This window comes from Paenibacillus puerhi (assembly GCF_009846885.1).
In the GTDB taxonomy this organism is placed as follows: domain Bacteria; phylum Bacillota; class Bacilli; order Paenibacillales; family NBRC-103111; genus Paenibacillus_G; species Paenibacillus_G puerhi.
Genome location: NZ_WUWM01000030.1, coordinates 49,241 through 73,264, shown reverse-complemented (window position 1 = coordinate 73,264; position 24,024 = coordinate 49,241). Strand labels below are relative to the sequence as shown.

The following is a 24,024-nucleotide window of genomic DNA, read 5'->3' as shown; positions in this document are numbered from 1 at the left end:
GATAGGTTCGGGGTGGAAGCGCGGCAACGCGTGTAGCTGACGAATACTAATCGGTCGAGGGCTTATCCAAATAAGCTAACAGCATTCAGCATGCTTAGTTTCGCATCCAGTTTTCAAGGTGCAAGCCGCCTTGAGAAAGCAAGACCTGATGTTTCTTGGCAGGAACATCGATCCGTTTGGTGATGATGGCGGAAGGGAACCACGCGTACCCATCCCGAACACGAACGTTAAGCCTTCCAGCGTCGATGGTACTTGGACCGAAGGGTCCTGGGAGAGTAGAACGTCGCCAAGCGGATTCATTGCTTGACTCCTCAAACTAACATTCCCTGATAGCTCAGTTGGTAGAGCACTCGACTGTTAATCGAGTTGTCACAGGTTCGAGTCCTGTTCGGGGAGCCATTTTCTCCTGGAGAGGTGTCCGAGCTGGCCGAAGGAGCACGATTGGAAATCGTGTAGGCGTCACAAGCGTCTCGAGGGTTCGAATCCCTCTCTCTCCGTAGATGCTTATGCTTTAGATACATAGTAAGGCCCGTTGGTCAAGGGGTTAAGACACCTCCCTTTCACGGAGGTAACAGGGGTTCGAATCCCCTACGGGTCATACGGTGAGCATCTTGCTCACCTTCCCATGGAGGCTTAGCTCAGCTGGGAGAGCATCTGCCTTACAAGCAGAGGGTCGGCGGTTCGATCCCGTCAGCCTCCACCATAGTATTTCCAAAGTACGACGCGGGGTGGAGCAGCCCGGTAGCTCGTCGGGCTCATAACCCGAAGGCCGCAGGTTCAAATCCTGCCCCCGCAACCAATTTAATGTGTGGAGCCGTGGTGTAGAGGCCTAACATGCCTGCCTGTCACGCAGGAGACCGCGGGTTCGAATCCCGTCGGCTCCGCCATGAATACTTCCTGTGTAAACGGGATGAGAACACTTGGGTTCGCCGGAGCATAAGCTTCGATAGCGCTACATCGCAGTCTCGTAGTGTAACGAAGAGTATCCCGTCGGCTCCGCCATCAAATGACATCCTGTATATGCAGGGTGAGAATCTTACAGATTCGCAGCAGGTCTCATCGGTTCATCTGAACATAGATGAGTACCGATATTTTTTATTTTATGCCGTCGTAGCTCAGCGGTAGAGCAACGCACTCGTAATGCGTAGGTCGGAGGTTCGATTCCTCTCGACGGCACCAGAAGTCGGATATGGCGGTCGTGGCGAAGGGGTTAACGCACTGGTCTGTGGCTCCAGCATTCGTGGGTTCAAGTCCCATCGATCGCCCCATTTCCTATTGGGGATTAGCCAAGCGGTAAGGCAACGGACTTTGACTCCGTCACGCCTAGGTTCGAATCCTAGATCCCCAGTTCTTTTCGAGCCATTAGCTCAGTTGGTAGAGCACCTGACTTTTAATCAGGGTGTCGTAGGTTCGAGTCCTACATGGCTCACTTCTTGGATTTTGCGGAAGTGGCTCAGCGGTAGAGCATCGCCTTGCCAAGGCGAGGGTCGCGGGTTCGATTCCCGTCTTCCGCTCCAAATTTCCACTTGATTTGCTTTGTATTTCGTGTTTAAATTGTAATGATCTGTGCGGAAGTGGCTCAGCGGTAGAGCATCGCCTTGCCAAGGCGAGGGTCGCGGGTTCGATTCCCGTCTTCCGCTCCAATCGCATAGCAAGCCGGTATGGCGGAATTGGCAGACGCGCGCGACTCAAAATCGCGAGGGAAACCGTGTGGGTTCGAGTCCCTCTACCGGCACTTACATTTATCGGGACGTAGCTCAGCTTGGTAGAGCACCTGGTTTGGGACCAGGGGGTCGCATGTTCAAATCGTGTCGTCCCGACCATCATATGCGGGTGTAGTTCAATGGTAGAACTTTAGCCTTCCAAGCTAATAGCGTGGGTTCGATTCCCATCACCCGCTCCATCATTTAAGTTCCAGTAGCTCAGCTGGATAGAGCAACGGCCTTCTAAGCCGTCGGTCGGGGGTTCGAATCCCTCCTGGGACGTTTAAGAAAATGTACGAAGCCGCGTTGTGTCGCGGCTTTTTTGTTTTTAAGGATATTAATATTTCATAAGAACTAGTACCCACGGTTGTCCCTGTTGTAAATATCTGAACAACCGTGGGGCGACCATTCTTAATAAGAACATAAGTTTTGAATTTGTGGATGCGAGAACAGAAGTGAATATTTTCGCTTGTTAACATTCTGTGGCGGTTGTTTGAATACTATCTACTACTTCGCTAGTCACCACCTGTATGTTTAATAATAGGTAGATCCTGTTTAACACATCTACAGCCACCACATGACGACCAATATTGCCGCGAACACACAACAGAAATGTTTAACATGGTGAGGGTTGGTTGAGTAAGTTTCTAGCCTGAGCGAAGTTAGCGTTGGATAGAACGAGCCTGACGAGAAGTGAAGAAGGCTAGTAACAGGCTGTTACGCCACGAAAGGTGAAAGAATGTGGGACTTTGAGAGTTAAAGGGAAGGGACGCTCAGTAAGGCTGTAAAGTAGGATGGGGTTGAAGCAGAGAGGTATGCGGTGAGGTAGGTACTAAGGAGGATAGGACGGTCAAGGTCTGCGAGAACAAATGACGCTGTCCACTGATGCAGTACCCACAACAAAAGTTTATCCGTCCACAAAAGGGAAGAAACTTGTTAGCTGTCCGTTTCCTCTTGTTTTGTCCACAAACACAAGCTGTAGGCGAAGCTTTGGGTTAAGTTTGAGTTTTGGGATGGACAAGATGGACAAGGCATTTGGCAAGTTATAGGCATGTTAATGCGGAGCCGTAGTGAGAGGTTGTGGTGATGATGGACAAGATGGGCAAGGTCCAACAAACTCTACCCCTTTAGCGTTTGAAGGATTTGAAGTCAATTAAAGCTCTATGGGGGGATAAAATCGCGGCGAGACTTGTTGATGGTTACGTTTCGATTGAATCGATGCAATGGGATAGCTTCAATGAAGCGACAATGCTGCAAGCTTCCGTAGAAGCATACAAGCAGCGCTTCGGTTATTATCCTGTCGTCATCCAAGCCGACAAGATCTACCCTAACCGCGAGAACCTCAGCTACTGCAAGGAGCACGGCATTCGGCTAAGCGGCCCTAAGCTCGGTCAGACCATCGAAATATCAAAACGAAGCTAGAGACCGCGAGCAAGAACGGCAAGACGCTGCCGAATGCAACGCCATGGAAGGTAAGTTTGGTGAAGGCAAACGTAAACGAGGGCTTGGACGCAATCGCGCACGCGGTGCCAAAACGAGTCTGGCCGTCATCGCCATCCAGTTTCTGGTCATGAACCTGGAGCGGCGACTACAGGGTCTCTTCCCCCTTTTTTCTAATTATACAATTTTTTACTGCTTGTCGACCGAAGGTCGCGTAAAAATATTGTTTAGCAAGCCCTAAATTAAGGGCAGCGCAGAAATGTTGTAGTTTTATTCGATACTTTGTATATATATGTATACAAAATAACTCAATAAAAATACAGCAATGCAAATTAGACCTGCATAAGTGTAGAACTTCAAAAATGATACGCCAGAGGACGAGTTGTTATTTCTCAACTTATTTGGGTTCTTATTATTCAACTGAAAGTTCTCCTTTTACTGTGTAGTGTCCGGTCGCAGTTACTCCAAAAAAATACTTACCTCAAATATGAATTCGCTGGATTGTAGTCGTTCAATAGCTACTTCTTCTAATTCTCCAGCACCGTTATTGTCAATAACATATTCTTTATCATGAATATAATATCTGATAAGGATGTCACCATTAGCTGTAACTGTAGATGTAGTAATGTTATTGTTAGAAAATGTGTCGATACTCACTTGTAAAGTGCCTGGTCGCTCTATTCCAAAAGTGAAACAATCATTGTCCGAACTTTTGTGTAATATACTACTAAGTTTTTTCCAGTAGGAACCCTAACAGCTTCGTAGATTGTAAAATTACCACTGAACGGGCCAATAGTTAGTCATTGTTAAAGCATTATGTGCATCGATAACACCAAAACCAAATCGAACATCCCATCCCAATTGTCCATTATCTCGAGAGGAGTAACGAATTAGAGACCAAATCTTCTGAGGGTTTGAATTAGGATACTTACATAGTAATTGAACTGCTAAAACAGCTACTTGTGGGGCCGGCCATTGAAGTAGCTTCTGAATCAATATTAAAGGAATTTATACTTCTAGTAAATACGTTCCAATATGCCACTATGTCCAATTGAGTACCGTAGTTCGACAGATGCTGTACCTCATCATTAGCTTTTACACCACCAACTGAGAGTACAGTTGAAAAAGAAGCTGGAAAATTAATCTCTGTGCCATTATTGCCAGTCGCAGCGATTACAACAACACCATGGGCTCCAGCAAACTCTAAAGCGGATATAATTAAATCTGAAGCATAGTCTAAACCTAATGAAAGTATGATATCATTTGATTTTGATTCTACAGAGTAAAATGGCCTCTGCAACATAAAAATCACTATTTTGACCATCAGTATCAACACACTTAATTGGCATGATTTTATGTGATTTTTTTTATTTGATCTGCAATTACACCTGCTACCTGAGTTCCATGACCAATATTTTCTTTATATGATGATTTAGGATCAATTATATTTTTACCAGTGACAAGTAAATTCTCGAAGTAGGAATCATTGTAATTAACGCCAGTATCAAATACAGCTACTAAAATATTTTTTGCATTAGTTTCAGATCGTGGAATAGAAGGAGAATTATTTGTAGCAAATGAATAGCCTGTATTTAAGATAAGGAAACAATAAAAAAAAGCATAAAGAAAGCAACACTTTAATACTATTAATCACAAATATCATCACTCCATAGAAATTTTGAAAAAAAGAAAAAACCCAATCTGGGTCTTTTCTGCGAATCACCTTAAATATCAAACCTAGCTTGGTTAACTATATAATTACCAGTACCGGTAAGTCTGACAGAAATGTAACCATTGTAGGTCATACCCAATCCATAAAGATATGTGTATTTTGCATTATGGAAGTGGTCGACAATACTAGGGGTAATTGGACTGTTAGTACATTGAGCAGTGGAACTAGAATAAAATAAACCCGCACCATTAGAACAATTGATAGCATGACCAGAAATTACTGATGTTCCTGAGGAGTTAGTGCCCCAAGTAAATGTACCCGCGGATCTCATGTACCAAGCACCAAACCACGCGTTATACGTGATGTAAACATTAACATCAGTAGAATTATACTGATTACTCAGTTGTACAGCATTTTCACCATATTCTTTGTTCTTAGCTTTATCTTTAAATTGGGGATTGATTTCAAGTACAATAGTCTCATTTTCTGTGCCTTCTACTTTTTCCTCAATGACTATATAATCCTCTTTAATATTTGCTTTTTCTAACTTCTTGTTAAGCTTTGTTATACCCTTTTCAATTGCTTTATTCGCTTTTTCAAGAGAAGCTTTTGTAGGAGTAGACGAATTTTCTTTCTTTTCCGATGCAGATGCTGAGATTGCGGTTGTAAAAAGCAGAATTAACGTCAATAATAATGTACTGATTTTTTTCATTTGATAGCGTTCTCCTTAAAATAATTTGAAACTCGGCCGAATCCCTAGCAACTAAGATTACCTTAAAGTGTAAAATAAGTAAATACAATTAATGGATATTTTCATATTATAAATAATAATTTATATTATTTTACAAAAAAGGAATTGCATAAATGAAATTTGAATTTGTCAAGTACTGGACCGTCAAAAGTTCTCCAATTTTAAGAAGCCAGCAAATCAGCGTGAGAATCAGGCTTTTCTTGCTTGGATCAGATTATTTTCGCTATGGATGATTGCGGGTTTTGAGTAAACAACCGAAAAATGATTTGCGTAAATAAGTCATCACCATAGCCCCGGATACGATGCTTTTGGAGGGAGTCTTCAGATAATGGAAGAACAAGCCCGAAACACGGCTTGAATCCTAGATTCCTAATCATACATAACGAGGTTTTGACACAAACCCAGTAACATCAAGAAATTCCAGTCATTCGAACTAAACATCACATGATTACGTATCTCAACTCGTAACGAGTTAACTTTCCAGTATCTATGCGGGTTTAAAGTTCCTCGTTACGTTTTTTCGGGAATCCAGGTTGAATAGCGGACAGCGATCAGCTGCAATAATCCTGTCGCAAGCAGCTACACATGACATAGCCTTCAATGGCTTTTACCGTCAGCTCAATGCGTTTTTTATCCAATGACTGAAACATTTCTGGACTCGACGCCCAGTTTCTTTATGAATAAGGTATACGAACAAACGACTGCACTGTCAACATTTATTTTCAAGAAAACTTAAAAGTAATCCCCTCCAGCAAATATTCTGGCTGAACATGTGCAGCGGCCTCATCCAAGCTTAAGCAGAAGGGGCTCTCTCCCTAAACCCGTTAGGAATCCGCTTAGGCATAAACCTCGGCCAAGACAGTCTGGCAATAAGTCGGCTTTTCACGTATAATAGAAGCAAAGCAAAGACTCGGATTGCAGGAGTCTTGCGATTAATTTAAACGTTTCAATTACAATGATGAGAGGCGGCGTTAGCATGTTTGATTTGACTGGAAAAGTTGCATTGGTAACCGGAGGAGCTGTTGGCTTAGGGGGAGGCATTTCGCTAGGACTTGCCACAGCTGGCGCGGATGTCGTGGTTGTTACGAACAACGACAGCACGCGTGAAGTTCAGGATCAAATCGCAGCGCTTGGTCGCAAAGTGCATACCATTGTCGCCAACCTGATGGATGAGAGCAGATTGGAAGGCGTCGTTCAGGAAGCTTTGTCGGCTTTTGGACGAATCGACATTCTCGTCAATAACTCGGGGATTATTCGCCGTACTCCGGCAGCGGATCACGCGGCTAGCGATTGGCATGATGTGTTGAACCTGAACTTGAACTCGGCCTTCTTCCTTTCCCAACTGGTCGGTCGCGAGATGATCAAGCAAGGCTCTGGCAAAATCATTAACATTGCGTCGATGCTCAGCTTCCAGGGCGGCATTAACGTGCCGGGATATACAGCTTCCAAGCATGCGATCGCTGGGGTGACGAAGGCTCTGGCCAACGAATGGGCTGGAAAAGGCGTTCAAGTCAATGCCATCGCTCCTGGCTATATGTCTACGGACAATACGGCGGCTATCCGTGCGGATGAAGATCGGAATGCGCAGATTTTGGCAAGAATTCCTGCCGGACGCTGGGGAACTCCTGAGGATCTGCAGGGACCTGCTGTCTTCTTGGCATCTGCGGCTTCGGATTATTTGAGCGGTCACGTGCTGTGTGTCGACGGCGGATGGATGAGCAGATAATGAGCGAGCGAGCGAACGGGAGCGGATTCCAAGATCAAATGTTTCAGCCGGAGATCGTTACATTTGGCGAATCGATGGCATTGATGATGCCTGACAATACGAAGGGGATTGAATACTCCTCCCAATTCCAGTCGCTTTTCGGCGGAGCGGAGAGTAATGTCGCGATCGGCATCTCACGTCTGGGTCATCGGGTCGGCTGGTTCGGACGATTGGGTAAAGATCCGTTCGGACGGATGATTCTCAAGAAAATCCGCGGAGAAGGCGTGGAGGTATCCCGTGCCGAGCTGACGGCCGAGGCGCCGACAGGGATGATGCTGCGCGAGGTCGTATCCGGCAAGACATCGGTTTACTACTACCGCAAAGGCTCCGCCGCGAGCTTGATGAGGCCCGAGCATTTGGATGAGGCCTATATCAAGCAAGCGAAGTACTTGCATGTGACCGGCATAACGATGGCTCTAAGTGAAGGCGCCCGAGAAACGGTGAAGGAAGCGGTTCGTCTTGCGAAGAAGCATGGCGTGAAGGTTTGCTTTGACCCTAATCTGAGACTCAAGCTGTGGAGTATCGATGAAGCGCGCGGCGTCCTGCTCGATATGGCTAAAGAAGCGGATTATTTCCTTCCGGGTCTCGATGAGCTTAAGCTGCTATACCGCACGGAAAGCTTCGATGAGATTGTAGGTAAGCTGCGCGAGCTGCCGGGTATATCCATCGTGAAGGGTGGAGACGATGTCACCTACATCGTGGACAAAACCTCGGTTACGGAAGTGCCTTACTTCAAAGCCGAGCAGGTCGTGGATACGGTGGGAGCTGGAGACGGATTTTGTGCCGGGTTCTTTGTCGGCCTGCTGAAAAACTATGAGCTCGCGGAAGCGGTTCGTCTGGGCAACCTGATCGGCTGTATGGTTGTGCAGATGGAAGGCGATTGGGAAGGCATCCCGACATGGGAGCAAGTAGAAGCGTATTTGAACAATGTTAAGCATGTGGAGAGGTAATTCTCTGGGTATGCTGTTAAAGGTGCAAGGATGAGATTGGCGACTCGGGAAAGGAAGAAATCAGGCGATGAAAAAAATTAAGCTGGTGCAGCAAATTGTAGAGGAAGGCGTAGTAGCCGTTCTACGTGGAGAAACGCCCGACGAGGTTGTGGAAATGGCCGAGCAGGCCATCGCAGGAGGGATCAAGGTCATCGAAGTGACGATGACGGTTCCTTTCGCCCTGCAGGCTATTGAAAAGCTTGCCAAAACGTACTCCAGTACGTCTGCCGATCCATCCAAATATGCGATTATCGGTGTAGGTACCGTACTCGATCCGGAGACCGCGCGAGCTGCCATTCTTAGTGGGTCGGAGTTTGTAGTGGGCCCCTCCCTTAACCCGGACACGGTTACCTTGTGCAACCGGTACCGCGTACCGGTCATGCCGGGCGTCATGACGATCCAGGAAATCCAGAAGGCGCTGGAGCTGGGCGTTGATGTAGTCAAGCTGTTCCCAGGCAACCTGTATTCCCCGGCCATGATCAAGGCGATTAAAGGGCCGCTGCCGCAGGCTAATATCATGCCGACAGGCGGCGTATCGCTGAGCAATCTGGGTGAATGGATCAAGGCTGGAGCCGTAGCTGTCGGAATTGGCTCCGATCTGACCAGTGAAGCCGTTAAGACTGGCGATTACAGCCTCGTGGCAAAGAGAGCGGCCCAATATATTGATGCTTACCGGACGGCCAAAGCCTAAGGAACAGTTCACAGAATGAAGAAGGAACGTTATGCCCCTGAAGGGATAACGTTCCTTTTTTGCGTTCAGGCGTGACATTTACGGAACTCACCCGGCGTCTCGCCCGTCAGTTTCTTAAACATTCGGATAAACGAGGTCACATTGCGGTAGCCGATATGTTCTCCGATCGACTGGATGCTTAACTCGGAGGCGACAAGAAGCTCTTTGGCTTTTCGGATGCGAATGCGGTTCAAGTGATCGATGAAATTAATGCCGGTCTTTTCCTTCACATATACGGATAAGTAGGCGCTGGAAAGCTGCAGCTGTTCGGCGATCTGATCCAGGGAAATGTCGTCGCCATATCCGTGCTCGATGGTTTGGAGGACATACTCAATCACATCGTCCTTCGGCTTCTTATGGCTTTGCAGAATGAGACCATATGCCGTAACCAAGGATTCAAGCACCGCTCGGAATTCGTCCATCGTCAAGCAGTTGCGCAGGTCTTCGGAAGAAACCGACAATCGCTGCAGGGTATCGGGAGAAACCTCTTGCTGCTCCAAAGTTATGATCAGACGGGAGGCCACATGCTCCGCAAACAGTCTGACCTGCAGCAAGGTAGCGTTCCGGCGCTCCATGGCATTCAGCATCCGATGCAGCGTCTGTAAGGACAGGCGTTCATGCCCGGATTTCAAATGCTCGAGTAATTCCTGCTCCTGCTCGCCCGAGAAGACAAATAAAGCGGGCACTTGATCCAGGGACGTCATAATCTGCGTCTCGTCTCGCGGCAGCGCCTGCCGAAGCATAGCGGACACCTGACTATAAGCGGTGCTAAGCGCCGAACCTGTCTCGAATAAGGCGCTGACCGCGATGGTGACGAGATACATACGGCGGTCTTGATCCAGCATGTCCTTAAGGCCGGAGAGTCGTTCCTGTATGTCCGCCCGATCCTCCGGTCCCCGAGTGAACACGATGGAGATCAGCTGATTATTTTCGATCTGAAACGTATGCAGATGCCGACCGCAGCCGGACAGTGCCGACTCGGCCTGCTCCTTAATGCCGCGCTTGATGGATTTGCTAAGGGGCTCTTGATTCCTGCTCTGCATCTGATAAAGCACCAGGAAAAAAGGTCCCTCCGCATCCACAAAGTCCCGCCAATCGGTAATGCCGGTATGCAGGCTCTTCAGCTTCGCCAAATAACTGTACTGAGTGAGCAGAGCTTCCCGGCTGCGCAGCTCGCCCGTCATTTGTTCGCGCTCCTCCGTCAGTCTGCCGATATGCCGGCTGATCGTATCGAACTCCCGTATGGTCGTTCGTACCCGGGGAGAATGGCTATCGTGCTGCTGTAGCGAAGCCAGAATCTGTCGGACCGGCAAGTGGAGTCGGCGACTGAACCAATACGATAAGCTAAGTGCGAGAACGACAGACAAGAGAAGAACGCTCGTCTGTACCGTTCGGAGCTTATTAACCTGTGCGGCGATAGCGGCATACGGTACGGCCGTCACATAGCGCAAGCCTTCATCCGGATCGGTATAGGTGAAGAAATACCGATCTCCGGCAAGACGAGCGGATTCTCCCTCTGCAAATACAGGCCAATCGCTTATTTCTAAAGAGGATGAGGAGCGATACAGCAGTTGGCCGTCAGGGGACTCGATGAGAAGCGGAGCATCGCCAAGAAGGGAGGCGTTCAGCCGCTCAACGTCGACCATAGCGATTACCATATAATTGCTACCGGGCAGCTGGAACGAAAACGGCAGAAGCGGCTTGGTCTTCGAGTCAAAGGAATCAAGCGGATAGCTCTGGGTCGGATGCAGCCGGTAGCTGCCGGGAACGGTAAATTGCTCCTGCCAGTAGGCGGACGTATAGGGCGGATGGAAGGCAGGCAGGGCATCCAGGGTAACCGAGCTGGCACTTCCCTGTTTATCCGCCATGAAGGAATTAGATCGGTACAGCACCATGAGGTTGTCCAAATAATAGATCGGATTAGCGGCGGATTCCCGCAGACGCTTGACGATATCGACAACAAGCCAATAGTTGGCGTCGGCCTGTTCCTTGGGAAGCAGCTGACTGTTGAATTCGACCAGGGAAGGCTCGTAATAAGCTTGGAACAGGACGGTCCTCAGCCGTTCCCAATGGGCCTTGTAGCCGGCGGAAGCGTGACTGAGCGCGTTATGGTTTGTACTGATGATCTCCTGCTGAATGATTCGTTGAAAATAAGAGAATACAACCAGATTAAATCCGGACAACAGCACAATAATGGTCAGGAAGCTCATGAACAGGCGGACAAGTAAGGTTCTGCGCTTCATTAGGCTTGGGCCCATAGTAGTTCCTCCTAGGTCATAGATGCTTATAGAGGATGTTAAACAGCGACACCGGGATCACGAAGGCTGCGCGTAGGATTCGCTCGGCTGAAGTACCGTAATCGACACGCGCCTATAACTTGATGCTAACAGGTTGCAATTCCATCAAGCAACCCATTTACAAAACCTTAAAGCAGAGGCTCGGAAGTAACGGATCATCCAGGGATGACGCAGCATTCAGCGGTTTTACCGGGAGAGAAGAAGGAAGAAACGGTATGCCAGCTAAAAAAGAGTCAATTTATTTTTGGCTGGCAACGGGCTAGTATCGAGAGCGTAAACAGGTACCGAAGGAGGTGAATGCTTGTGAGCGAAGCGACGCTGGAGCCTAAGAGCTATCGCACGGAGAAAGCGCGAGGTGGCCGGCGAACGAACCGTTGGAGGAAAATATGGAGCAATTGGGAGCTGTATGCCCTCCTGACTCCGGTCATGCTGTACTTTATCGTGTTCGAATACGTGCCGATGTACGGCGTGCAGATTGCCTTCAAGGATTATTTGGCTACCAAAGGAATCTGGGGAAGTCCATGGGTCGGCTTTAGCCATTTCGAACGGTTTTTCGAAAGCTTCTATTTCTGGAGATTGTTAAGAAACACGCTGCTGATCGGGATTTACCAGATTGCAGCCGGGTTCCCGGTACCGATCCTGCTGGCGCTGATGATTCATGAGGTCCGGCAAAAGCGACTGCAGCAGTGGGTACAAACGATTCTGTACGCGCCTCATTTTTTGTCCACCGTGGTGTTGGTCGGGCTGCTGTTTATTTTTCTGTCGCCCGAGACAGGTCTTGTCAATCATCTGCTTAACGCGTTGGGGCTGGAGTCTATCGCATTTCTGACAGATCCGGGCTGGTTCAAAAGCGTCTATGTGTTATCCGGCGTATGGCAGCAGATGGGCTGGAACTCCATTATTTACTTGGCTGCACTGGCGGCGATCGATCCTCATCTGCATGAGGCGGCCCAGATGGATGGAGCCAGCAGACTGCGCCGAATCTGGCATATCCAGCTGCCGGGGCTGCGGCCGACGATGATTATTCTGCTTATATTGAACATGGGAAGTGTGCTTGGAGTAGGCTTCGAGAAAATATATTTGCTGCAAAATGCGCTGAATATGCAGGCCTCCGATGTCATTGCGACTCATGTGTACCGAAGCGGCATTCTTGGAGCGGAATATGGCTTCTCCGCAGCGATCGGTTTGTTCAACTCCGTGATCAATTTCGCCATATTGGTAACGGTCAATGCGATCGCGAGGCGGGTGAGCGAAACCAGCCTGTGGTAAAGGGCGAGCAAGGAAGCCGCCGAACAACACATGAAGGGAGAGGAGGCTCGAGATGAAAGCAAGCCCGTCGGATCGTATCTTTTCGGCTGTTATTTACCTGGTGCTGGCGCTTATCGTGTTGGTGGTCGTCTATCCGCTCTACTTCGTGCTGATCGCCTCGATCAGCAGTCCGGACTTGGTGCTCAGCGGGCACATCATGTTCCTCCCTCAGGAGCTGACGATCCGCGGGTATGCCAAGCTGCTTGACAATGTGGAGATTTTGCGCGGCTACGGCAATACGATTCTGTACACCGGTCTCGGCACCTCGATCAATGTGGCATTAACCGTAGCGGCCGCTTACCCGCTGTCGCGGCGCGACTTGTCAGGCAGACATTGGATCATGGGCATGATGGTATTTACGATGTTTTTCAGTGGAGGACTCATCCCGACTTATCTGCTGGTGAAGCAGCTCGGCCTGCTGAATTCGATGTGGGCGATGCTGCTGCCGAGTGCCGTATCGGTGTGGAATATCGTGCTGATGCGTACGTTTTTTCAGAACGGGGTTCCGTTCGAATTGCAGGAGGCCGCCACTATCGATGGCAGCTCGAATATGCGGACGCTGTGGAGCATCGTGCTCCCTCTGTCGGCTCCCATCCTGGCGGTCATGGTGCTTTTCTATAGCGTGGGTCACTGGAATGCCTACTTCCACGCGCTGATTTTTCTATCCGACAGGGAGCTTTACCCGCTGCAATTGATCTTGAGGGAAATACTGGTACAGGGGGAAATGAAGGATATGGTCGATGTCGCCGACGGCTCGCTTACCGATACGTTGCTGGAAGCCGAATCGATCAAGTATGCGATCGTGATCGTAGCGAATTTGCCGATTCTGCTTTTGTACCCGCTTCTGCAAAAATATTTTGCCAAAGGCGTGCTGGTCGGCGCTCTTAAAGGATAAATCAACCGAAAACGGGAGGAATGAACAGGATGAAAGCTCAAAAAACGACGGCGGCTCTTCTATCGGCAGTGATTACGGCAGGTCTTCTGGCTGCATGCGGGGGGACGGGAGCCGGTACAGGCGGAAGCAAGGAAACGAATAAGGCGGGTGAGCCAGCCATTAATCCGTCAGGAATGCCGATTGTGAATGAACCGCTGAAGCTGAAGTTTTTCACAGGCAAGTCGCCGCAAACCGGCAATAAATTCGAGGATACGCTGGTCTGGAAAGAGTATGCCAAGCAATCGAATATCGAGGTGGAATTCCAGCTCGTGCCGTTCGAGAGCTTGACGGAGAAGCGCAATTTGGCGCTGGCCAGCGGTGATTATCCGGATGCGTTTTACTCGGCCCGCGTACCGGCGGCGGACATGATGAAGTATGGCAAGCAAGGCGTGTTCGTCCCGTTGAACGATCTGATCGATCGGCATGCCCCGAACCTCAAGCAGCTGATGGAAAAATATCCGGATCTGAAGAAGGCGTTGACGATGCCCGACGGCAATATTTACTCGTTCCCTACCTTCTACAGTCCGGAGTTCCTGCCGATGCTGATCGGTACGCCGATGTGGATCAACAAAAATTGGCTGGACAAGTTCGGGATGAAGGAACCGGAGACGACGGAGGAGTTCTATCAATACCTCAAGGCGGTGAAGGAGAAGGATCCGAATGGCAATGGAGAGAAGGATGAGGTGCCGCTTAGCGGGATGTTCGGCGTGATCACAATACAGCGCTATATCGCCGGAGCGTGGGGAATGGGCAACCGTGGAGGCGTCGTACATCCTTATGTAGACGTGGACCCGGACGCGCCGGACAAGCTGAGATTCTACCGTACCGACGCGAAGTACAAGGAAGTGCTGCAATATATGCACAAGCTGTATGCGGAAGGGTTGCTGGATAAGGAGGTCTTCACGATCAAGGACGCAGCCTTATATGCCAAAGGGGCTAAAGGTCTGCTTGGCGCAACCTTCGTGCCGCATCCGCAAGCCGTAATGAACCAGACGGGTTACGTGGGCCTCGGGGCCCTCAAGGGCCCTCATGGCGACCAGATGTTTGTTTCAGTAAAAAATCCCGTAGCCTGGCCGGGCGCTTTCGTCCTGACGGATAAGAACAAGAATCCGGAAGCGACTGTCCGCTGGATGGATCATTTCTACGGCGATGAGGGAGCAACGTTCTACTTTATGGGACAGAAGGATGTCACCTATACGCAAAAGCCGGACGGTTCGCTCGAATATGTGGATGACATTAAAAAGAATCCGAATGGCTTGACGCTGGACCAAGCGGCAGCCAGACATTTCACCTGGCCGGGCGGCAGCTATCCGGGCTATGTGCAGGAGAAATACTTCAAGGGCTCGGAGAGCTTGCCCGAATCGATCGAGGCCGGCGAGAAGGCATCCAAGCATCTCATCAAGGAGATGTGGTACGGCTTCAACTTTACGGAAGAAGAGACGACCTTCATGACTTCGAAAGGAGCCGACATCCACAAGTATATAACCGAGATGGAGGCTAATCTGATTAACGGAACGGCCTCGTTCGACGACTGGGACAAATACGCGGCTGCCGTGCAGAAGATGGGCCTTGATGAATACATGAGCATCTATAAAGCGGCGTACGAGCGTTACTCGGGCAAGAAATAGGAGAGCGGACCTAAGCAAGATGAGGGAAGGCATAGGGATCAGGCAGGAGCATTGGGCGAAGAGCTACGTCCAGAGACTGGCAGGACTGCTTCCAAGATAAAAAAGAGGGACCGCAAGGCGCTTTGATGCGCTTTTGCGGTCCCTTTTCTTACGTGGGACATGCATGCTTCCTTGCGCTGTGCGAACTACTCTGTTGCTACTGATTGATCGGCTTGCAAACCGACCGGTGCGATCCGTACGAAGCTGGTTGATAAATTGTTCAGCAGCTGTTGAATTCGGGCTGCCGTGTCTTCCTGCCCGGAGCCCACCAGCTCAGCGTGATAAGCGCCCAGCAGTTCGGCCAAGTCTTTGGCGCTTTGTACGCCGATCGGCTCCACCTTTACTTTGGCGCCTTTGGCGATGCGGCGCTGTAGGGCCGCTTCATCGAGACCCATCTCAGGCACGAGACGCTGGTAAATCACCCCGCCGGTCATACCGGCGCAGATCCATGGACCGGGATCGCCGAGGACGACGGCACGGCCGTTGGTCATATATTCGAAGGCAAAGCCCTTCAGATTGGCACGGGCCGCCAGGCCGCCCAGCTCATCCTGGAGCGGAGAAGCAATCTCACCGCCGAATACGACATCGGCGCCGGAGAACCGGATGCATGCGCGGGTGTCGGCATTGCCCTGGATCAGGAACAGCCCCTTCTGCGCTCCGTAGCCGAAAGATTTGCCGACGGAGCCGTTGATGAACTGCTTGTGCTTCCCAGGCGCCTTCAGAATCGCCACTTTACCGCCGAGCGACATTTTGCCTACTCCGTCCTCTGCGCCGCCGTGTACGGTGATGTCGACGCCGCGGGCGTTAAAGGCCGCAAGGCCGTTGCCCGGTACGGAGCCTTCCGTTATGTTGATGCTGATCTTCGGCAATTGATCGTAGCTGCCATCGAAGCGGTCCCTGACCCGGTGGCTGGAGTAGCGGCTGCCGAGAATACGAGATTCGGCATCGATCTTAGTCCAGTTGCGTTCCACGGGGGCGTCGAAGGAGACGGACGCAGGGAACAGGTCGAGCTCTTCCGCACCGGCTGCGATCCGGATGTCGGAGGAAACGGGCGTGGCTGCGGCCACCTGCTCGGCAGCTTCCCGTGCCATCTGCTGGGCGGCAGCGAAGGATAGCGGGGCTGGACGGAGCAGATCAGACAGATCGATGCGGTCCAGGTGGCTGACTTGCTTCAGCAGATCGGAACGGCCGACCAGCTCCTGCGCATCCTTGAAGCCGAGCTGGGCGACCACCTCCCGAATCTCCTGACCGATGCCGCCAAACAGGCGGACAAGGGATTCGACGGCCAGGTCGTAGACCCGCGGCACGAAGCGGCGCAAACCTTTCTCTTCGGCTTCCTCCAAGGAGTCGATCTGGGTGGCGATCCCGACATGGCAAGTATCCAGATGACAGCCGCGACAGGTCGTGCAGCCGATCGACTGCATGGCCAAGGACCCGAACCCGACGCGGTTGGCGCCGAGCATGAACATTTTGACAACGTCAGCGCCGGACTTCATCCCGCCGTCGGACCACAGTTCTACCTGATGCCGCAGACCGGATTCGAGCAGAGCCAGGTGAGCAAGCTTGGTGCCGATCTCGGTAGGCAAGCCTACGTGTGTAATCGAATGAATCCGGGCCGCGCCGGTACCGCCGTCGAAGCCGGACAGGGTGATGACATCCGCGCCTGCTTTGGCGACCCCGACTGCGATCGTGCCAACGCCCGGCACAACCGGAATTTTAACGATGATCTTCGCCTGGCGCCCGCTTGCTTCCTTCAGCTCGGAGATGATCTGAGCCAAATCTTCGATCGAATAAATATCGTGATTGTTCGAAGGGGAGATCAGGTCGGAGCCGACCGTGGCGTTACGGGCTAGCGCGATCTTAGCCGTCACCTTGGAACCGGGCAAATGCCCGCCTTCTCCCGGCTTTGCGCCCTGGCCGATCTTGATCTCCAGGAACGCGACGGCAGTGGCCAGCTCCACGTTGACGCCAAAGCGTCCGGAAGCAACCTGGGCGCCGCGCGTACGCTTGTAGCGGCCGAGCATATCCTTGATCTCGCCGCCCTCGCCGTTCATCGTAACCATGTTCAGACGCTCGCCGGCTTCGGCGTAAGCGCGGAAGGCCGTTTCGTTCTGCGAGCCGAATGACATGGAAGAGATCAGGACCGGCAAGTCATGCCCGCCGATGCCGATGTTGACCTGCGAAGGATCGAGCGGCTTGCGGCCTTCCGCATGTGCCTTCTCGATATCGAAGTCCGCGACATGCCGGATCGAGATGCCGTTCTTCTTCTCCTCCTCGCGCAGCTTATCGCGGTAATCCGTATAGGGGGCTACGCCGGAGGCCGCATCGCCGAGAGCCTTCCACATCCGTTGGAAGAAGCGGAAGTTTTTAGCCGCCTTCGCTTTAGGATTGGAGAAGTCGTTATAACGAGCTTCGGCTTGAGCTTCGAGCTCGGCAAAGCCGGTGCCCGCCTTCTCGCTGCCCAGATAGTTGACGATGTCGAGCACTTCGGCCACCTCAGGCTTCAAGCCGATGGAGGAGAAGAATCGGGTGTATCCGCGAAGCTCATGCGTTCCGATCGTGGAGATGACTTTCTCCAGTCCCTTCATCAGAGCGATGAACACTTTACGGGCGGCCGGCGCGCCATCTTTGGCGGCAGCCGTAGCGTACATCAGATACGGCGACAGGACGTCTGCGCCCAGCCCGCAAGCTACGGCGATGTCATGCAGGCTGCGGATAGCCGCGCTTCGCAGCACAAGGGTCGTCTGACGGCGCAAATTGTCGCCGTAGCCAAGCTTCTCGGCACGAAGAGCGATATCGACCTTGGACACGGCCAGATGCGGCTCGATCCAGAGGCGGTCGTTCTCATGAGCGCCGGCGTCATCCAGAATCAGCAGAGCTGCGCCTTGACGGACGGCATCGACGGCATCGGCGGCGAGCTGATCCAGCGCCGCCTGCAGCGAGGTGCCGCGGGCGAAGGTCATCGGCAGCGTAGCGACGGACTTGCCGAACATCGCCTTCAATTGCTCCAGGCTCGGTTGATTCAGCTCGGACAGGGAATCTGCGCCGTTGCTGCCCTCCAGTACAACCGGGTAAAGCAGCTCGATGCGCAGCCGGTGATCCGGCTGGCCGTACACCTTCGGACGAGGCCCTACGACGACGCGTGTGGAGAAATGCTCCATTTCGCGGTCGCGGTCGATGGCCGGGTTGGTCACGACGGCTACGCTCTCTTTAATATAATCGGGGATATTCACGCGCTCCCAGGACAGGGCGGCATGCGGGCTGTCATGACCGAGGGAACGGATCGGCTCGGCTCCGGTTTCAGCGGTCGATTCGATCATTTGAATGCCGTCGCGATCCCAGCCGAACGCGCTGTACATCGAATCGGAAGGAACGACGTCCGCAGAGGGCTCCGCTTCGACGGCAGGCACTTCATTATGAATATGCTTGCGCAAGCCTTCGAATCCGATGCGAGCTTGAGCACGGGCGAGCACGATGCTCTGCACCTCGGAGTAAGGAATGACTTGTACGTGCTCCCCCGGTGTCAGGACGACGCCGATTTTCTCGCCGGGTGCGATCGGCTTCGGCTCGGCAACCATTTCGCCTACCGTGATCACGCCTTGCTCCGAGGAGAAGTATAGGGAAGATTCGCTTTCGACCATCCATACGGGACGAAGGCCGAGCGCATCGACGCTAAAGACGCATTCGTTGCCGTAGCGGGAGACGATTCCTGCCGGACCTTGGGCATAGTGCCCCCAAGCTTGACGGTAGTACACATACAGGTCCTGCATGTCGGGACGGAACAACTTCATTTCATTAAGAATAGGAGGGAAGAGGATTTCCATGGCTTCAAACAGACTAAGGCCAGAGCGGTGAATGAATGTTTCGATTGTACGGTTCATATCCTGAGAGTCAGAGCCGCCGTCTACGAGTGGAACGCCAACCATGTCGGCTTCGATGCGCAGTTTTTTGACGGTGTTGATCTCTCCGTTGTGACCGAGCAGGGAAAAGGGCTGAACGCGGAAAAAGCTGGATTGGGTGTTGGTGGAATAACGGTTGTGGCCGATCGTAACTTGAGCCGCGAAGAGCGGATCGCGCGTATCGTTATAATAGTTGGGCAGTATGCTGGCCGCGCCCATCACTTTATAGGCGGCGGTCACATTGCTAAGCGTAGCTACATGAACGGCATAGCTCGCTTCGATGGCTACGTGAAGCTCGAACAGGTGATCGGCGACCGTCACGTCGGCTTTATCGCAAAGCCCTGCGATTTGCCAGAACGTCGGCTCATCGTTGAGACCGTTGGGGCCGAGTACGCTGCTGTCTACCTGGTTCTCCTGCTCAAGCAAGACACTGACCTCGAATTGCGCGAACAATTTGCGGATGCCCGTCTGCATGTCGGCGACGGTGAGGTCCAGCTTGCGCGGCACAAAGATATGGGCGACGGAGAACCTGGGGTCATAAGCTAATTGGCCGTCCAAGCCGGCTTCCGTCAGTTTTTTCTCCCACAGTGCCCGGGGAATATCGGTCAGGATTCCACACCCGTCGCCTTCGCCGTTAATAAACCCGGAGCGGTGCTCCATTTTGACGAGGGCATTGATTGTTTTTTGAATGTTTTCACGGGAGGGGAATCCATCTTTCTCTACGATGCAAATGATGCCGCAGCTGTCGTGCTCAGTGGCCAGTAGATTTTGAAACCGGCCTTCATCTCGCATTACTTGATTCATTATCTCGGTCAGCAGGCTGACCTTCACCTCCCAAGTAAAATTCGTTGTGTCACTACGTTCCGGATAAGGTCATGTCATGAATGGCAAGAAAGGGACGAACAGAATCCGCAACCGAATGAATAAATATACATTTATTCTGTATAATTGCTGTTGTTAGTTCTTCCTCATTCTTCCGGGGAATATGCGGTATGTGGCGTGAATATAATTAACATTCGCGCTGTTGTTTTCCTAAATAACGCAATTCATCTTAGCTTTTCATGGCTAAAACCTCACATGAACCGAGTTTCATTCGTTCAGAGTAGTAATAGAATACCATGAAATATAGCTATAGACAATAGAACATTACACCTTTTAATGGGATGTAAGCGCTATCTATTTTGCATAAGTGGTGAATAAAGGCAAAGTTAAGGCATAAATCTTGACATTGAGAAAATCCGAACGAAATATGAGGAGTTTCTGATAGATGTTCGTAATATGGGTGATAAATCATGGTGATAACGCTTCATATAAGTGGGCTGCGCTCTATTTACCCTTTGAGCGTGACGTGAGCTGCGGGAGCTGCAGAAGTCGGGTATAACGGACGGCGGACCAGATCCGGAAGAGGGAAACGGAGGAGGAATGACGGTACGGCGTATGTCCGAGCGGAGTTTCTTGGCATCTTAAACAAATAGCCCTATAATAAAATGGCCTGAGGAAAGGAGGGGTGCCACGTGTTTAAGGTGCTGCTTGTTGATGACGAAGTATTCGTTCGCAAAGGACTCCAGCATTTAATCGATTGGGAAGCGCTGGGCTACACGGTTGTGGATGAAGCGGAGAATGGCGAAGAGGCGCTCTCCATTATTGAGAGTACGAATCCCGACCTGGTCGTCACCGACATTCGGATGCCGGTGCTGGACGGGCTCGATTTAATACGCAGCGTTAAGGACAAGCAGGTACACGACCCTACTTTTATCATCATCAGCGGGTACCACGATTTTAAATACGCCCAGCAGGCGCTTCGCTATGGTGTGCATGACTATATCCTTAAGCCGATCGACGAAATGGAGCTTCAAACGACGTTATGCCAATTAAAGGACGGTCTCGGCAAGAAGAAGCTGGCCAGGCTGAACAAGGAGAAACATGTAAGCGGATCCATATTGGGGACGCTGCTGCAGACGCCGTTGACCGAGGAGGATGTCCACCAATTGGCCGCATCGCTGAACTTGACAGCTTCGGCTCCGCTGACGTATATCATCGTCGAGGTGCATGCCGGACAGGCTATCGCCGAGCTCGGCAATGCGGAGGCGCGAATCTCGGAGGCCCTGACCGCCGCCGGATTACCGGAGGGAAGCGTGCCGGTTTATGAGCAAAGGCCAGGGGTATACGGCATCCTTCTCAACAATGGATGGGCAGCCGCCGCCGAAGGCCGTTCGCAGGATGATCTGCGCCAGCTTCACGACAAGCTTGAGAAAGCGCTCGGAGGACCGGTCACCCTGTTTGCCGGCAAGTCCGTTGACCGGATTCGGGATGTCCGGGAATCGTATGCGACCGCGAACGAAGCGATGCGACATAAGTATGCGGAGTTCGGCGAAGTGGTCGTCGATTACGAGCAGGTTCGCGACAAAGCCCTGCATATGCTGGATATGGATTCGGATTTATACAGAAGATTGATGGATCAGCTGGAAGAAAACGACGCGGAAGCCTTTGCGCAGACGATCGACGATGTGTTTCAGCAGTTTTCGCATAGACGCTTTGCACCGAATGCGGTGTCCAATGCGATTTCCCGCTGCATTATCGGCGCACTTCATGTGATCCGGGAGATGGAAGGCAAGGACGGCGATCTTGATACCTTAAGCGACATGCTGGAGTGGCAGCAGAGGAGCTTGAGCGCAACGCAATTGAAAGCGCTTTTTGTTCGATTCATGACGGAAACGGCAGCTTATATGGAGCGGTTAAGGAAAGAGCAGACGAAGGGCGGCATCGAGAAAATCAAAAAATATATCGAAACGCATTACACTGAAAACATGAGTCTTAAAAGCATCGCCGCAAAGTTTTACATGAACCCGGTTTACTTGGGCCAGCTGTTTCGCAAGACGTATCACGTATATTTCAACGATTTTCTTCTGAACCTGCGCATTCAAGAAGCCAAGAGGCTGCTGCGCCAAACCGATCTGCGCATGTATGAAGTCGCCGGGAAGGTGGGGTTTCAGAATGCGGACTACTTCGTCACCCAATTCGAGAAGCTGGAGAAGCTGACCCCGACGGAATATCGGAACAAGCTTCTGGGCAAAAAATGAAAGGCGAGCGCTCCCTATGCGAACATTTCATCTGAATCACGTCAAGCTGCGCGATAAATGGCTGCTTATCTATGTACTCTCAGTCTTCATCCCGATCGTGCTGACCAATGTGATCTTTTATCACGTTACGACGACGAATATTAGGAATCAGAAGGTGCGGGACGCTACCCTAGCGCTGGAGAAGACGAAGAGCGAGCTGCAATCGGTCATCGACGAGGCGGCTGGTATTTCGTATTTATTGTATTCGGACCCCGTGCTTAACGAAGGGCTTAATCGTGATTATCCGACCCAGCTCGATTACGTTGAAGCGTATAACACGCAGCTGCGGGCGATTTTTGACAAGTACAATCAAGTCAATCAGACGATTAAGTGGATAGGCGTGTACACGAGCAATCCAACCATTCTGGCATCCGGCAACATCAGGCAAATTACGGAGAGTGTCCGCTACGAGGAATGGTATAAGACATATACGAGGATAAGCGCTCCTTATCCGACGCTCCTCCATACGGGCGACGAGTTCAGTTTGGTACTGCGGATGAACAATTTCTCAAGCGACAGCAATATCAAAATATTGAAGATCGAGCTGAATATGAATTCATGGTCTCAGAAGTTCAATAATTCCACGTTCGATGGGCAGCTCTACCTGGTTAACCCGGACGGGCTTATCGAGTATTCGGACGATAGCGCGTTGGATTGGAAGAGCGGCCGTACGCCCATCACTTCCCTGGTGGACGACCGGCAAACGTTAAAGTTCGAGATGCCTTACACGAACAGCAATTATTTGGGCGGCTGGAGCCTGCAGGGAAGTATGAACGAAAGCGTCGTGCTGGAGGAGGTCCGTAAATCCCGCGGGTTCGTCATTTACTTGGCCTGCCTCAATTTCTTTATCCCCACCTTTATCATCGCCTCTATGTCGCGCTCTATTCATGTGCGGCTCGTTCGCCTATTGCGGCATATGAAGAAGGTGAAAAATCAAAACTTCGAAGCGATTCCGAACGAGGAGTATCGCGACGAGATCGGCCAATTGACGGCGGAATTCAACCGGATGACGTTTCGGATTAAGACGCTGATCGACGACGTCTATGTGGCCGAGATTCAGAAGAAGGATCTTGAGCTGAAGCAGCGCCAAGCGCAACTGCATGCCCTTCACAGCCAGATCAATCCCCACTTTCTGTTTAATGCGCTGGAGACGATCCGTATGCGCAGCTTGATTAAAGGAGAAGGAGAAACGGCGAAAATTATTCAAAGCATGGCGAAAATATTCCGCAAATCGATCTCGTGGGGGAGAGATTGGGTGTCCGTACGTGAAGAGCTGGAGCTGATCGAGTGTTTTCTGGACATCCAGAAATACCGCTTCGGCGACAAGCTGGAATACCGGATTCACGTGGACCCGGCCGCTTATGAGCGAAATATTCCTAAGATGACGTTCTTGCCCTTCGTAGAGAATGCCAGCATCCACGGCATCGAATCGTCTCCGGGCAAGGGACTGATCGAGATCCGGATCGAGATAGAACAGGATGAACTCGTATTTACGCTGAAGGATAACGGCAGCGGGATGCCGGCGGACAAGCTGGAGGAAATCGACCGGTATCTGAAGCAGGATGACTCCATGGGCGACAGGGTAGGGATGAAGAACGCGTACTACCGTCTTCTCCTCTGCTATAAACATGCGTTTGGGTTCCATATCGAAAGCGAGGAAGGCGTCGGAACGCTCGTCCAGCTCCGGCTGCCATCGGATACGGGGAGCGGGTAAGCACGCTTTCTTGACACTAGCACGCCAGACACTAGG

The 24,024-nt window shown here is 51.3% G+C and carries 15 protein-coding genes, 16 tRNA genes and 1 rRNA gene; 27 read left to right on the top strand and 5 right to left on the bottom strand.

The window, feature by feature from the left end; translation table 11 throughout:
• Positions 1-175 precede the first annotated feature (175 nt).
• The 19 genes from rrf (at position 176) to GSF01_RS22925 (ending at position 3,384) form a co-directional block, all read left to right on the top strand.
• A 5S ribosomal RNA gene (gene rrf / locus GSF01_RS23015) occupies positions 176-292 on the top strand.
• A gap of 31 nt (positions 293-323) precedes the next feature.
• Positions 324-399, top strand: a tRNA-Asn gene (locus GSF01_RS23010).
• 9 nt (positions 400-408) lie between these two features.
• Positions 409-497 (top strand) — tRNA-Ser (locus GSF01_RS23005).
• Between the two features lie 29 nt (positions 498-526).
• Positions 527-598 (top strand) — tRNA-Glu (locus tag GSF01_RS23000).
• 29 nt (positions 599-627) lie between these two features.
• A tRNA-Val gene (locus GSF01_RS22995) sits at positions 628-703 on the top strand.
• A gap of 19 nt (positions 704-722) precedes the next feature.
• Positions 723-799: transfer RNA gene (locus GSF01_RS22990), tRNA-Met, on the top strand.
• Positions 800-810: 11 nt separating this feature from the next.
• Positions 811-887, top strand: a tRNA-Asp gene (locus tag GSF01_RS22985).
• A gap of 217 nt (positions 888-1,104) precedes the next feature.
• Positions 1,105-1,179 (top strand) — tRNA-Thr (locus GSF01_RS22980).
• A 13-nt stretch (positions 1,180-1,192) separates the two neighbouring features.
• A tRNA-His gene (locus GSF01_RS22975) sits at positions 1,193-1,268 on the top strand.
• 8 nt (positions 1,269-1,276) lie between these two features.
• Positions 1,277-1,348: transfer RNA gene (locus tag GSF01_RS22970), tRNA-Gln, on the top strand.
• A gap of 8 nt (positions 1,349-1,356) precedes the next feature.
• Positions 1,357-1,429: transfer RNA gene (locus GSF01_RS22965), tRNA-Lys, on the top strand.
• Between the two features lie 13 nt (positions 1,430-1,442).
• Positions 1,443-1,517 (top strand) — tRNA-Gly (locus GSF01_RS22960).
• A gap of 51 nt (positions 1,518-1,568) precedes the next feature.
• Positions 1,569-1,643 (top strand) — tRNA-Gly (locus GSF01_RS22955).
• Positions 1,644-1,655: 12 nt separating this feature from the next.
• Positions 1,656-1,735 (top strand) — tRNA-Leu (locus GSF01_RS22950).
• 11 nt (positions 1,736-1,746) lie between these two features.
• Positions 1,747-1,823, top strand: a tRNA-Pro gene (locus GSF01_RS22945).
• A gap of 6 nt (positions 1,824-1,829) precedes the next feature.
• A tRNA-Gly gene (locus GSF01_RS22940) sits at positions 1,830-1,903 on the top strand.
• An 8-nt stretch (positions 1,904-1,911) separates the two neighbouring features.
• Positions 1,912-1,985: transfer RNA gene (locus GSF01_RS22935), tRNA-Arg, on the top strand.
• Between the two features lie 861 nt (positions 1,986-2,846).
• Positions 2,847-3,125, top strand: a complete 279-nt coding sequence (locus GSF01_RS22930) for a transposase (RefSeq protein ID WP_159887625.1) — start codon at positions 2,847-2,849, stop codon at positions 3,123-3,125.
• A gap of 43 nt (positions 3,126-3,168) precedes the next feature.
• Positions 3,169-3,384, top strand: coding sequence for a transposase (locus GSF01_RS22925; protein ID WP_407945792.1), 216 nt, complete (start codon positions 3,169-3,171; stop codon positions 3,382-3,384).
• A gap of 687 nt (positions 3,385-4,071) precedes the next feature.
• Here GSF01_RS22925 and GSF01_RS22920 read toward each other — a convergent pair.
• The 3 genes from GSF01_RS22920 to GSF01_RS22910 all read right to left on the bottom strand — a co-directional run bounded on the left by GSF01_RS22920 (position 4,072) and on the right by GSF01_RS22910 (position 5,527).
• Positions 4,072-4,467, bottom strand: coding sequence for a S8 family serine peptidase (locus tag GSF01_RS22920; protein WP_159887624.1), 396 nt, complete (start codon positions 4,465-4,467; stop codon positions 4,072-4,074).
• Between the two features lie 29 nt (positions 4,468-4,496).
• Positions 4,497-4,667 (bottom strand): S8 family serine peptidase, encoded by a 171-nt coding sequence (locus GSF01_RS30470; RefSeq protein ID WP_407945794.1) that lies wholly within the window; start codon positions 4,665-4,667, stop codon positions 4,497-4,499.
• A gap of 200 nt (positions 4,668-4,867) precedes the next feature.
• Positions 4,868-5,527 (bottom strand): hypothetical protein, encoded by a 660-nt coding sequence (locus tag GSF01_RS22910; RefSeq protein ID WP_159887623.1) that lies wholly within the window; start codon positions 5,525-5,527, stop codon positions 4,868-4,870.
• A gap of 1,015 nt (positions 5,528-6,542) precedes the next feature.
• Between GSF01_RS22910 and kduD the strand changes: the two genes are divergently transcribed.
• From kduD to GSF01_RS22895, 3 genes are all read left to right on the top strand, one after another.
• Positions 6,543-7,292 (top strand): 2-dehydro-3-deoxy-D-gluconate 5-dehydrogenase KduD, encoded by a 750-nt coding sequence (kduD, locus tag GSF01_RS22905; RefSeq protein WP_235941690.1) that lies wholly within the window; start codon positions 6,543-6,545, stop codon positions 7,290-7,292.
• Entirely contained in the window at positions 7,292-8,281 is a 990-nt protein-coding gene (locus GSF01_RS22900) for a sugar kinase (RefSeq protein WP_159887622.1), read from the top strand. The genes kduD and GSF01_RS22900 overlap by 1 nt, the downstream gene beginning before the upstream one ends.
• 67 nt (positions 8,282-8,348) lie before the next feature.
• Complete coding sequence (locus GSF01_RS22895; RefSeq protein ID WP_159887621.1) at positions 8,349-9,011, top strand: bifunctional 2-keto-4-hydroxyglutarate aldolase/2-keto-3-deoxy-6-phosphogluconate aldolase; 663 nt, start codon at positions 8,349-8,351, stop codon at positions 9,009-9,011.
• 65 nt (positions 9,012-9,076) lie between these two features.
• Here GSF01_RS22895 and GSF01_RS22890 read toward each other — a convergent pair whose 3' ends face one another.
• The gene (locus GSF01_RS22890) at positions 9,077-11,308 is read right to left on the bottom strand and encodes a helix-turn-helix transcriptional regulator (RefSeq protein WP_159887620.1); all 2,232 of its coding nucleotides are present in this window, start codon (positions 11,306-11,308) and stop codon (positions 9,077-9,079) included.
• Positions 11,309-11,644: 336 nt separating this feature from the next.
• On the opposite strand from GSF01_RS22890, the gene GSF01_RS22885 reads away from it, so the two are divergent.
• From GSF01_RS22885 to GSF01_RS22875, 3 genes are read left to right on the top strand one after another with little or no spacing between them, the layout of a single operon-like run.
• A complete protein-coding gene (locus GSF01_RS22885) occupies positions 11,645-12,616 on the top strand; it encodes an ABC transporter permease (RefSeq protein ID WP_159887619.1) in 972 nt (323 codons plus the stop codon).
• 52 nt (positions 12,617-12,668) lie between these two features.
• Entirely contained in the window at positions 12,669-13,550 is an 882-nt protein-coding gene (locus GSF01_RS22880; protein ID WP_159887618.1) for a carbohydrate ABC transporter permease, read from the top strand.
• 29 nt (positions 13,551-13,579) lie between these two features.
• On the top strand, positions 13,580-15,217 hold the full coding sequence (locus GSF01_RS22875) for an extracellular solute-binding protein (RefSeq protein WP_159887617.1): 1,638 nt from the start codon (positions 13,580-13,582) through the stop codon (positions 15,215-15,217).
• 185 nt (positions 15,218-15,402) lie between these two features.
• On the opposite strand, the gene GSF01_RS22870 is transcribed toward GSF01_RS22875, so the two are convergent.
• Entirely contained in the window at positions 15,403-19,959 is a 4,557-nt protein-coding gene (locus tag GSF01_RS22870) for a glutamate synthase-related protein (protein WP_235941689.1), read from the bottom strand.
• 710 nt (positions 19,960-20,669) lie between these two features.
• On the opposite strand from GSF01_RS22870, the gene GSF01_RS22865 reads away from it, so the two are divergent.
• The gene (locus tag GSF01_RS22865; protein ID WP_159887616.1) at positions 20,670-22,235 is read left to right on the top strand and encodes a response regulator; all 1,566 of its coding nucleotides are present in this window, start codon (positions 20,670-20,672) and stop codon (positions 22,233-22,235) included.
• A 16-nt stretch (positions 22,236-22,251) separates the two neighbouring features.
• Complete coding sequence (locus GSF01_RS22860; RefSeq protein ID WP_159887615.1) at positions 22,252-23,988, top strand: cache domain-containing sensor histidine kinase; 1,737 nt, start codon at positions 22,252-22,254, stop codon at positions 23,986-23,988.
• Positions 23,989-24,024 lie beyond the last annotated feature (36 nt).